At 41.0% G+C, this 10,956-nt stretch carries 14 protein-coding genes and 1 tRNA gene; 14 read left to right on the forward strand and 1 reads right to left on the reverse strand.

The window, feature by feature from the left end:
• Window positions 1–251 precede the first annotated feature (251 nt).
• The 9 genes from greA to JG30_RS03080 all read left to right on the forward strand — a co-directional run bounded on the left by greA (window position 252) and on the right by JG30_RS03080 (window position 6,401).
• Window positions 252–728, forward strand: a complete 477-nt coding sequence (gene greA / locus JG30_RS03040; RefSeq protein ID WP_143443878.1) for a transcription elongation factor GreA — start codon at window positions 252–254, stop codon at window positions 726–728.
• A gap of 49 nt (window positions 729–777) precedes the next feature.
• Entirely contained in the window at window positions 778–1,071 is a 294-nt protein-coding gene (locus tag JG30_RS03045) for a HesB/YadR/YfhF family protein (protein ID WP_046316056.1), read from the forward strand.
• A gap of 99 nt (window positions 1,072–1,170) precedes the next feature.
• Window positions 1,171–3,282 carry a peptidoglycan D,D-transpeptidase FtsI family protein gene (locus JG30_RS03050; RefSeq protein ID WP_046316057.1) on the forward strand — a complete coding sequence of 704 codons (2,112 nt, stop codon included), beginning with the start codon at window positions 1,171–1,173 and terminating at the stop codon, window positions 3,280–3,282.
• 72 nt (window positions 3,283–3,354) lie between these two features.
• Window positions 3,355–3,504 carry a 50S ribosomal protein L33 gene (rpmG, locus tag JG30_RS03055; protein WP_046316059.1) on the forward strand — a complete coding sequence of 50 codons (150 nt, stop codon included), beginning with the start codon at window positions 3,355–3,357 and terminating at the stop codon, window positions 3,502–3,504.
• Between the two features lie 68 nt (window positions 3,505–3,572).
• Window positions 3,573–4,130: a 5-formyltetrahydrofolate cyclo-ligase gene (locus JG30_RS03060; protein ID WP_046316060.1), complete on the forward strand. Its 558-nt coding sequence runs from the start codon at window positions 3,573–3,575 to the stop codon at window positions 4,128–4,130.
• Window positions 4,127–4,804 carry a rhomboid family intramembrane serine protease gene (locus tag JG30_RS03065; RefSeq protein ID WP_046316062.1) on the forward strand — a complete coding sequence of 226 codons (678 nt, stop codon included), beginning with the start codon at window positions 4,127–4,129 and terminating at the stop codon, window positions 4,802–4,804. The genes JG30_RS03060 and JG30_RS03065 overlap by 4 nt, the downstream gene beginning before the upstream one ends.
• Window positions 4,801–5,031: a YqgQ family protein gene (locus tag JG30_RS03070; RefSeq protein WP_232354628.1), complete on the forward strand. Its 231-nt coding sequence runs from the start codon at window positions 4,801–4,803 to the stop codon at window positions 5,029–5,031. Before JG30_RS03065 ends, JG30_RS03070 begins: the two co-directional genes overlap by 4 nt.
• Complete coding sequence (locus JG30_RS03075; RefSeq protein ID WP_046316063.1) at window positions 5,024–5,983, forward strand: ROK family glucokinase; 960 nt, start codon at window positions 5,024–5,026, stop codon at window positions 5,981–5,983. Before JG30_RS03070 ends, JG30_RS03075 begins: the two co-directional genes overlap by 8 nt.
• Window positions 5,984–5,999: 16 nt before the next feature.
• Entirely contained in the window at window positions 6,000–6,401 is a 402-nt protein-coding gene (locus JG30_RS03080) for a rhodanese-like domain-containing protein (protein ID WP_046316065.1), read from the forward strand.
• An 82-nt stretch (window positions 6,402–6,483) separates the two neighbouring features.
• On the opposite strand, the gene JG30_RS03085 is transcribed toward JG30_RS03080, so the two are convergent.
• Complete coding sequence (locus JG30_RS03085) at window positions 6,484–6,678, reverse strand: DUF3042 family protein (protein WP_052725175.1); 195 nt, start codon at window positions 6,676–6,678, stop codon at window positions 6,484–6,486.
• 101 nt (window positions 6,679–6,779) lie between these two features.
• On the opposite strand from JG30_RS03085, the gene miaA reads away from it, so the two are divergent.
• The 5 genes from miaA to JG30_RS03110 all read left to right on the forward strand — a co-directional run bounded on the left by miaA (window position 6,780) and on the right by JG30_RS03110 (window position 10,904).
• Window positions 6,780–7,709 carry a tRNA (adenosine(37)-N6)-dimethylallyltransferase MiaA gene (gene miaA, locus JG30_RS03090; protein WP_046316067.1) on the forward strand — a complete coding sequence of 310 codons (930 nt, stop codon included), beginning with the start codon at window positions 6,780–6,782 and terminating at the stop codon, window positions 7,707–7,709.
• 1 nt (window position 7,710) lies between these two features.
• Complete coding sequence (locus JG30_RS03095; RefSeq protein WP_046316069.1) at window positions 7,711–8,961, forward strand: methionine gamma-lyase family protein; 1,251 nt, start codon at window positions 7,711–7,713, stop codon at window positions 8,959–8,961.
• 82 nt (window positions 8,962–9,043) lie between these two features.
• Window positions 9,044–9,409, forward strand: a complete 366-nt coding sequence (locus JG30_RS03100) for a MerR family transcriptional regulator (protein WP_046317185.1) — start codon at window positions 9,044–9,046, stop codon at window positions 9,407–9,409.
• A gap of 24 nt (window positions 9,410–9,433) precedes the next feature.
• On the forward strand, window positions 9,434–10,774 hold the full coding sequence (gene glnA, locus JG30_RS03105) for a type I glutamate--ammonia ligase (protein WP_046316071.1): 1,341 nt from the start codon (window positions 9,434–9,436) through the stop codon (window positions 10,772–10,774).
• Between the two features lie 56 nt (window positions 10,775–10,830).
• A tRNA-Arg gene (locus tag JG30_RS03110) sits at window positions 10,831–10,904 on the forward strand.
• The last annotated feature ends 52 nt before the right edge of the window (window positions 10,905–10,956 follow it).

Consider the following 10,956-nt stretch of genomic DNA (forward strand, 5'->3'; position numbering starts at 1 on the left):
AGCATTGCAGTATAGCGAAGCAGATGTTAATAAGCCAATTGGAAAATGTGCGCGTTGTTATTTTTATATAAGTTGAGCCTTTATGGAAAAGTTAGGAATTGGAAGTAACGCAGCGCTTGCAACGGTGGGATTGGGATGTTGGTTTCCTTTCAGAACTAGGCAACCAGCATTTTCAATGTGAGTTTTTGATTGGTAAATAGTGGCAAAATTGCATAAAATAAGAATAACTGATAATAAATGAGGTGTAATTAGTGGCTAATAAAAAATATCCGATGACCGCTAAAGGAAAACAAAAATTAGAAGCTGAATTAGAAAATTTAAAATTAAAAAAACGCCCAGAAATTATTGAACGAATTAAAATTGCCCGGGGTTTCGGCGATTTGTCAGAAAATTCGGAATATACCTCTGCCAAAGATGAACAAAGTGTAGTAGAATCGCGTATTTCGGAAATTCAGACCATGCTGCAGTATGCCGATGTGGTAGATGTCACAGAAGTGGATTCCAACGAAGTTTCGGTGGGTAAAAAAGTTACCTTTCAAGAAGCTGATGAAGAACCGGAAACCTATCAAATCGTTGGGGCCGCTGAATCCGATCCAACTAGTGGTAAAATCAGCAATGACTCACCGATTGCTCAGTCTTTATTAGGTAAAAAAGTTGGAGAGACCGTTTCCATTACTACTCCAGGAGGATCGTTTGACGTCAAAATCATTAACGTTACTAATGAATAAAATTCGCTTTCCATACTGATCTGAGGTATCCTAAGGTGAGGTGAAGTTTATGGCGATCACAATAAGTCCGCAAGCGCAAAAATGGTATCAAGACAATTTAGAACTTGTCCCGGGAGACGGGATTCATTTTTATGGTAAAGTCTACGGAAAAACCAACGTTCATGAGGGATTTTCCTTAGCTTTTATTAAATCCAAACCGCAACAACCATATTACCAAGTTCAGTATAATGGTATTTCCTATTATTACGATGATGAAGATGTTTGGTTTTTTGAGGGCTTAAATTTAGCAATTGAATACGATGAACAAACAGATAGTCCCATATACAATTTTTCGGAAGACTAACAGGCTCAATATTAAAGGGGGAGGGCACGGAAGTACAATTTCGTGCCCCGCCTTTTTTTGTTATAATGGCTAGGTAATTTATCCTGAGGAGATTCTATTGTGAAATTATTGCAACGATTCAATAAATCCAAAACGACCAAATCCCTGTTACCTTTTCGTCTTAATCTCTTATTATTCTTGGTCTTTTGTTTATTTGCTTTATTAATTGGGCAACTGGCGTATTTACAATTATTAAATGCTACGAAATTTAAAGCGGAAGTTGAACGTTCTGATCGCACAGTAATTAGTGGTAATGTCCCGCGAGGATTAATTTACGATTCTAAGGGACGCTTAATTGTCGGCAATGAGCCCAGTAGTGCAATTACTTATACTAAAAGCGCCGGTGTTAAAACGGCTGACATGTATCAAATCGCTAATCGTCTCCAAAAATATATCACTGTTGATACGGATAATCTGACCCCGCGAAATAAAATTGATTATTATTTGGCCGATAGCAAGCAAAATAAAAAAATTACCCAACTCGTGACGCACAATCTCAGTGCGGAAAAAAGGGAAAGTTTAACTGATTCGCAAATTTACAATCGAGAAGTTCAGTATGTGAAAAAGAAATTAAAAATTTCTTTAACACCCGAACAAGAACAAGCAGCGGCAATTTTTGAAAAAATGAGTTCCGCTTATCAGTTTTCCACAGTGTACATTAAAAATTATCACGCCACTGCGAAGGAAGTAGCTGAAGTTAGCGAGCATCAAGCGGAGTTGCCGGGCGTTCAAATCGGGATTGATTCGCAGCGATCCTATCCGATGGGCGATTCGATGAGTAGTGTGATTGGCCAAGTTTCGACGGAAAAACAAGGTTTGCCGGACGATCGTATTAATGAATTTTTGGCGCAAGGCTATTCTCGTAATGATCGGGTTGGTACCAGTTATTTAGAACAAGAATATGAACCGATTTTACGAGGTAGTAAATCACAAACGCAAATTTCGGTGGGTTCCAATAACCGGCTTATTGATTCAGTACAAAAATATAAAGGTGCTCAAGGATCGAATCTGAATTTAACCATTGATTCAGAATTTCAAAAAAAAGTGGATCAGGCGGTTCGTAGTACTTTTGCTACAGCCCAGTCCAATGGTGCAGCACAGTATTCGGACGGAGCTTATGCGGTAGCGATGAATCCCAAAACCGGAGCGCTTTTAGCGTTATCAGGAGTGCATTATGATCCGCAAACTAATAAGACTTCAGATGATGCCTTAGGCGTTTTGAATCGTACCTTTGTGATGGGGTCGGCAGTTAAAGGAGCGACCGTTATGGGCGGCTTAATGTCCGGCGCGATTACTCCGGAAAATAGTGTGCAATCCGATGAGCCGATTTATTTACCGAGTACGCCAATTAAAAAGTCGGTTTATCCCGTGGGCACTTTTGGGGCACTTTCGGCGCAGCAAGCCTTGGAAGTCTCCTCTAATATTTATATGATGCGTTTAGTAATGCGGGAAGCTCACGCCAAATATATTCCGCATCAATATATCAAAATGGATCCGGATATTTTTCAAAAAATGCGGGCCAATTATAACCTCTTTGGCCTAGGTGTGAAGACGGGGATTGATCTGCCCGGTGAATCGGCCGGAATTGCCGGACCAACAATGGAAAATGGCGCTTTGAAATCTGGTTCAGCCTTGGATGAAGCTTACGGGAACTATGATGCTTATACTTTGATGCAAATGTGTCAATATGTTTCTACAATCGCCAATGGCGGCTATCGGATGCGGCCTTATATTGTGAAATCGATTCAAAAAAGCAATCGGGACGGCTCTGTCGGAGCGGTACTCAATGAAACTCAACCGCAAGTGTTAAATCGGATCGACTGCACTGCCAGTCAACTGAATGTGGTGAAAACTGGATTTTATAATGTGGTTCATGGTAGCAATGATTGGACGACCGCACGTCCCTTAGCTAAAATTAAACAAACGGTTGCGGGGAAAACGGGGACTGCACAGTCCTTTTATTATGATCCCAACAATCCTAATAATCCTAATCCTCCCCAAACAATTACTTTAAGTATGGTAGCTTATGCACCGGCAGATGATCCTCAAATTGCTGTGGCAGTAGTGTTACCGAATTTAAGCAGCGAAAAAGGCCAGTATAATTTAAACTTGGTCAAAAATATTTTGAATGATTATTTTGGTAATAGCGATACAGAAGACAAAAGTAAATAACTCTAGTCAAAAATTAAGAATAATGATAGAATGTAAAAGTCGTATATGATGTAATAAAGGAGTTTATTAATTATGCGTGTAAATATTACACTAGAATGCACTGAATGCCATGAACGTAATTATTTAACCAGTAAAAATAAACGCAATAATCCAAGTCGGATGGAATTAAAAAAATATTGTCCGCGGGAACGTAAAGTGACAGTGCATCGTGAAACTAAGTAAAACAACAGGTTCGCTCCTGTTGTTTTTTTATTAATCAAAACTAAAATGTCAAAATCGAAGGGATTATATTGCTGACTAAACCACAAATGCGCGCGCAGCAAACAGCGCGGATTGCAAACCAAATTCAACAAAAACCAGAACAAATAGCGCAATTAGAAACACGCTTGTTGCAGCTGCCCCAATTTCAACAAGCTCAAACGGTAGCTATTACTTACAGTATGTCGCAAGAAATTCCCACTCATAAAATTATCCAGACCGCACAACAGCAGAAAAAACATGTGTTTTTGCCGCAAACCTTACCTCATCACCAAATGGTTTTCCGACAAATCAATGAGACCACGCAATGGCAGCGATCCAAGTTTGGCGTCTGGGAACCGCAAACGGGCCCCATTTTAACTCAGGGGGCAGATTTAACGGTAGTGCCCTGTTTAGCTGTGGCAGCTGATTCACATAAACGTTTAGGATTTGGCGGCGGCTTTTATGACCGTTATTTAGCACAAGTCAAAACTTACAGTGTGGTATTAGTCTTACCTGTTATGTTATTTGCCACTGCGGCATGGCCGGAAGCGGCTTATGATTATCCGATTACGGAAATCATTTCCAGTACAAAGGAGATTAACGCATGATCTGGCAACGATTACGGCGCATACCTTGGGCAACATTTTTGTTATTATTGATCCAAATCCTAGTCTTTATTTGGGAAACCCTGAATGGCGGCAGTTTAAATTCCAATACGTTAATTCGGGCTGGGGCTAAGTTAGATGTCTTACTTGTACAAGGACAATGGTGGCGGTTAGTGAGCCCCATTTTTGTACACATTGGCTGGGAACATCTTTTAATTAATTCTTTGACGCTTTATTTTTTGGGAATGGGCTTAGAACCTTTATATGGTAGTGGCCGCTTTTTAGTAATCTATTTACTGAGCGGTGTTGGCGGTAATCTTTGTAGTTTTGCTTTAGGAAACTTGCAAAGTGTATCGGCAGGTGCAAGTACTTCTTTATTTGGCTTATTTGGTTTGTATGTGGCTTTAGGAGTAATTTTTCGAAATAATCCGGCTGTGCGGCAATGGTCACGCCAATTTTTAGTTTTAATCGTTTTGAATTTGGTTTTCGATTTATTTTTAGGTCAAATTGATATTTGGGGTCATATTGGCGGTGCTATTTTTGGTTTTTTGTTAGGAACTGTAGTAGCCAAGCAGCAATTTTTAGATGCGATCCCCACTAGATGGCGTATAATAAATACTATAGTTTTGGTGATCATTGCGGTTGCTTTATATCAGATAGGGGTTCGGCGGATATGAGAGAAACCAATATTCATACTTTGTACGATGTACAACAAGTATTGAAACAATTTGGTATTTTTATTCATGTGGGCCAACGGCTCTGGGATATTGAACTCATGGCTATCGAACTCGATCGCTTATATCATGAAGGGGTCATTGATCAAGCTATTTTTATTACGTCAAAAATGGTTCTCCAACATGAACACACCATTGAAGAACGGAGGCAAAAACGAATTCATGGATAAAAAGTTAATTGGCGTGGATTTAGGGGGAACGACGACTAAATTTGCCATTGTTAATTTGCAAGGCAATGTACAGCAACGTTGGAGTATCCAAACCAATGTGTTAGAAAATGGCAATCAAATCATTCCGGATATTATAAGTTCTATTAATCATCACTTGGAAATGTATCAGTTACCTGCAGAACAAATTTTGGGAATTGGAATCGGGACCCCAGGCAGTGTCGATTACAAAACCGGTAGCGTGACTAGTGCCTATAATTTAAGCTGGGATCACCGAGTAGCGGTGAAAGAACAATTAGAAGCAGCGACGAAAATTCCCGTGCTGGTTGAAAATGATGCTAATGTAGCAGCCTTAGGCGAACGTTGGCAAGGTGCGGGAAATAATGCCGCCAATGTGGTTTTTGTGACGCTCGGCACTGGTGTTGGTGGTGGTATTATCACTCATGGACAAATTGTTCATGGTCACGGTGGCTCAGCTGGTGAAATTGGCCATATGATCATTGAACCCTCAGGTTACCGTTGCACTTGTGGAAATCAAGGGTGTTTAGAAACTGTAGCTTCGGCTACAGGCATTGTTCACGTAGCACGCGATGCGGCTCAAGAATATGCTGGTGATTCCGCCCTGAAGGCTTTATTAGACGATGGACAGAATATTACTGCCAAAGATGTCTTTGATTTAGCTAAGCAAAATGATGTTTTAGCTTTACATGTGGTTAATCATGTTTGCAATCAATTAGGCCTAGCCTTCAGCATTATTGGGGTAACTTTAAATCCGCAGTATATTGTGATCGGCGGGGGAGTATCCAATGCAGGGGACTTTTTATTAGATCGAGTGCAACAGGCTTTTGAAAAATATGCTTTTGCCGATATTGGACACACTACCACATTAACATTAGCCACTTTAGGCAATGAAGCAGGAGTTATTGGAGCTGCTTCACTAGTACTAGATAAATAATCGTGAGGTGAACTTTTTGTCGTTTGTATATACATTGTTGATCGTTATTTTAATTTTTGTTGCTTATTATGGTTTAGCTTGGCTATATTATCGCTGGCGGGCAAAGCAATTGGGAGGCGAATTAGATGCTTCGACTTTTGAGCATAATATGCGCAAAGCCCAATTGATTGATTTACGTGAAAAAAAATACTTTGATTCCGGTCATATTCTAGGGGCACGTAATTTACCCTATACTCAATTGAAAATGCTGCTGTCTCAATTGCGACCTGATTTGCCGGTTTATTTATATGAAGAAGGCGATAATTTAAGTATTCGAGCTGCAGCCAGACTTAAGAAAAAAGGCTTTCAAGATGTCAAGTGGCTCAAACATGGTTTTAATGAATGGAAAGGTAAGACCAAAAAAACAACTAAATTATAAGGATCACAAAAAGGGCTGGGACAATATTTTATGAGTCTCAGCCTTTTCCTTAGTATAATCAATTTTAGTTAAATACTTATGATTAACGCATGGGGCTTTGATGAGCCGAATGCGCTTTGCGATTAGCTTTACGACGATTAGTGGCAATGCGGTCATCTTCATCATTAAGCGGCTGGATCACTTTTTTGTGATAAGCCATTACTGAACCAGCAACTGCTCCAGCTGTTGCTAAAGCGCCCAAAGCCATCCCAGCCAATAAATTTCCTTTTTTGGTCACTAAGACACACCTCCTCGAAGTTCTTATTCTCATTATCGATAATTATTTTTATAATTTCAACTAAAAACTAACAAAATTTCAAAATAAAGGAAGTTCAGTTTATGACGCTCAAGGCCGTGGTTTTACTGGGACCTACAGCAGTAGGGAAAACGGCGTTAAGTCTCCGCTTAGCGCAATATTTTGGCGGAACGGTTATTTCCGGTGATTCCATGCAAATTTATCGCCACTTAAATATTGGCACTGCCAAAATTTTACCGCAGCAGCAGCAGGGGATCCCACATCGACTCATTGATATCTGTGATGTAGATCAACCATATACTGTCCGTGATTTTCAAATAGCTGCACAACAACTCATAGAACAATTAAATGCCCGCCAACAATTGCCTTTAATAGTTGGTGGAACTGGTTTTTATTTGAAAGCCTTAATTGACAACTTGCCTTTAGGTGACGATCCCCAACAAAAGAATGCGGGATCGCTACGTACGCAACTGCGCAAGCAATATCAACAACCGCAAGGTCCCCAAAGATTATGGCACCAACTAGCACAGCTGGATGCAGTCGCGGCTGCCAAAATTCCTCCAACCAATCAGCGGCGTTTGCTGCGGGCTTTAGAAGTCATCTTAAGTTCCGGCCACAAGTTTAGTGAACAACCTCAAAGTCCCAGTTCTACGCGATTTTTAGTTTTAGGATTAACGACTCCACGTTCGCTCTTATATCAACGAATTAATCAGCGGGTCGATCAAATGGTGCAAGCTGGTTTGCTCCAAGAAGCACAGTGGCTTTATGAACGACGGGCGCAAGCACCACAAGCTTGTCAGGCTATTGGTTATAAAGAATGGTTTCCTTATTTTGAACATCAAAGCTCGCAAGCACAGGCTGTTGCTTTAATTAAACGTAATTCGCGCCGATTTGCTAAACGGCAATTGACTTATTTTCGACATCAACTAACGGTGCACTGGTATGATTTATTAACTCAACCACAACAAGAACAACGGCTATGGGCCGTTGTCGAAAAATTTTGGAGGCATTGATATGAATTGGATCACAACTTTACCACAACGATTACAAGACTTGATTCCGCAAGTAGATCAACAAATTCAACCACAATTGGCGATCATTGATCAACGAATTGATGACAATCAAGCCAAGGTCTTACAGGCGTTTCAAGATCAGCAATTAGCTGAAACGCACTTAAATGGGACAACTGGCTATGGTAATAATGATTTGGGAAGAGAAGTACTGGACGCAATGTATGCCCAAATTTTTAAAGCCGAAGCAGCCTTAGTCCGCCCCCAATTTGTTTCCGGAACACATACTTTAGCTGTGGGCTTATTTGGCTGTTTGCTCCCAGGTCAAAAATTATTATATTTAACAGGCAAACCCTATGATACCATGCAGCAGGTGATTGGCATTGCGGGTGATGGCCGCGGCTCCTTGAAAGAATATGGAGTCAAGTTTCGTTATCAACCCCTAACAGATGCAGGAACAGTGGATTTTGACCATTTAACGGCAACTCTTCAAGAATTTGCTCCTGATGTGGTCGCCATTCAACGTTCCCGTGGATATGATCCCCGTCCCAGTTTTACGGTCCAGCAAATTGCACAGTTAATTGCTTTTGTCCGCCAGATCCTTCCTAACGTGATTGTGTTTGTTGATAATTGTTACGGTGAATTTGCGGAGACCCAAGAACCGACGGAAGTGGGTGCCGACCTCATGGGAGGTTCCTTAATTAAAAATGCAGGTGCCGGATTAGCTTTAACTGGCGGTTATCTGGTCGGCAGGCAAGATTTAATTGAACGCGCCGCGATTCATTTGACAGCTCCGGGAATTGGCAGCGATGGCGGAGCTACTGGTAGTAATTTACGGGCAATGATTGAAGGATTATTTTTAGCGCCTCAGGTAACAGGAAATGCGATTAAAGGAGCCATTTTTGCTGCCGCCTTATTAACACAGTTAGGGTTTCAAGTGACCCCGCAATGGGATGAACCCCGAACGGATTTAATTCAAACGATTTTGTTGGGTAGCCCGGAAAAAATGGTGCAATTTGCCCGCGCTATTCAAAAATACTCACCAGTGGATTCATTTGTCACCCCTGAACCCAGTATGATGGATGGATATGTGGATCCGATTATTATGGCCGCCGGAACTTTTGTACAGGGGTCCACCATTGAACTGTCCGCTGATGGTCCATTGCGTCCGCCTTACGCCTTGTATTTACAAGGTGGGTTATCCTATGCCCATGTCCGAATTGCTTTGGCACATGCTTGTGCGGAAATTTTATAATTGATGTCAACTTTGCTGACACAATTTGTTGACGCTGTTTTCGAATATTGGTATAGTAGGCATATGTTCGAGGTTAATGACCGTGGGTGAGAAAGAATTACGTAAAAACATGTCCATATTGCCAGTTAGTACCGTTTCCAAGTTAACGGGATTAACCCCCCGCCAGTTACGTTATTATGAGCGCTTCGAATTGGTATACCCCAAGCGCAGTGCTGGTAACCAACGTTTATACTCGCTCAATGATATTGAACGATTACTGGAGATCAAAGATTATTTGGATTCTGGAATGACGATGCAAGAAATTCGACGCGTTTTGAGTAAAACTAATGCACCACAAATTTCCAATGATCCGGACAGTCTAAGCGATACCGAGGCGCGAAAAATCTTTCATAAAGAGATGTTGCGCGTAGGTCGTTGGGAGAACCATGGCTCGAATAATCTATGGTAAAAGAATAAGGAGAGAATGGGTTCAATGACAAGAAAACAGTATACTGCGGATGATATTCGCCAAATTGCCAAAGATGAGGATGTAGCATTTTTACGATTAATGTTTACAGACATTAATGGCGTTTTAAAAAATGTCGAAGTACCAATTGATCAATTAGACAAAGTTTTGGCTAATAAAGCCACCTTAGACGGCTCTTCAATCGAAGGTTTTGTCCGCATTGAAGAAAGTGATATGTTACTATACCCGGATTTGAATACGTGGTTAATTTTCCCTTGGAATGCCGAGCATGGTAAAGTTGCCCGTTTAATTTGTGATATTCATATGTCAGATGGTAGTGAATTTGCTGGGGATCCCCGGAATAATTTACGGCGGATTGTGCAACAAATGCATCGTGCTGGTTTCACTGCTTTTAATATTGGTCCGGAACCAGAGTTTTTCTTATTTAAACTCGATGACAAAGGTGAGCCAACCTTAAATCTAAATGATAATGGCGGATACTTTGACTTTGAACCAGTGGATTTAGGTGAAAATTGTCGGCGGGATATTGTTTTAGAATTGGAAAAAATGGGCTTTGAGGTTGAAGCCAGTCATCATGAAGTTGCACCCGGACAACATGAGATTGATTTTAAATATGCAGACGCCATTGAAGCAGCCGATAACATTCAAACCTTTAAGCTAGTTGTCCGGACTGTGGCCCGAAAACATGGTCTCCATGCGACCTTTATGGCCAAACCTTTAGAGGGTATTAATGGTTCGGGTATGCATATTAATATGTCTTTATTTAATGAGCAGGGTAATGCTTTCTACGATCCCACAACACCAAATCAATTATCACAGTCAGCGATGTATTTCTTAAATGGTTTGATGGAACATGCGCGGGCATTAACTGCGGTTAATAATCCGACTGTGAACTCTTATAAACGACTAGTACCAGGTTTTGAAGCCCCTGTTTATGTAGCTTGGTCAGGTAAAAATCGTTCACCTTTAATTCGAATTCCACAAGCTCGGGGTGCAGGCACCCGGTTAGAATTGCGGAGTGTTGATCCCACAGCCAATCCTTATTTAGCCATTGCCGCTATTTTAGCGAGTGGATTAGCGGGCATTAAGGAGCAAAAAAATCCAGTGCCGCCAGTTAATCGCAATATTTATACCATGAGTGAAAAAGCCCGGCGGGATAATCATATCTTTGATTTACCGTCTACTTTACACAATGCCTTGAAAGCTCTCAAAGAAGACGACGTGGTCGTGGATGCCTTAGGGAAACATCTTTATAAGAGTTTTCTCGATTCCCGAGAATTAGAGTGGTCCGCTTATCGGCAAACGGTTTCGCAGTGGGAGCGGGATCAATATCTGAAACGTTTTTAGAATTAAATCCCGGTATTGACAAGTATCAATTTTATTCATTATAATGGTACTTGTTTGTCGCAGTGGCTCAGCTGGATAGAGCAACGGTCTTCTAAACCGTAGGTCGTGAGTTCGAATCTCACCTGCGACATTATTAGCAATAAGTAACCGTAATTCAATTCTGGATTACGCTTTTATTTTTC

Origin of the sequence: Bombilactobacillus mellifer (assembly GCF_000970795.1) — a bacterium.
Lineage (GTDB): Bacteria > Bacillota > Bacilli > Lactobacillales > Lactobacillaceae > Bombilactobacillus > Bombilactobacillus mellifer.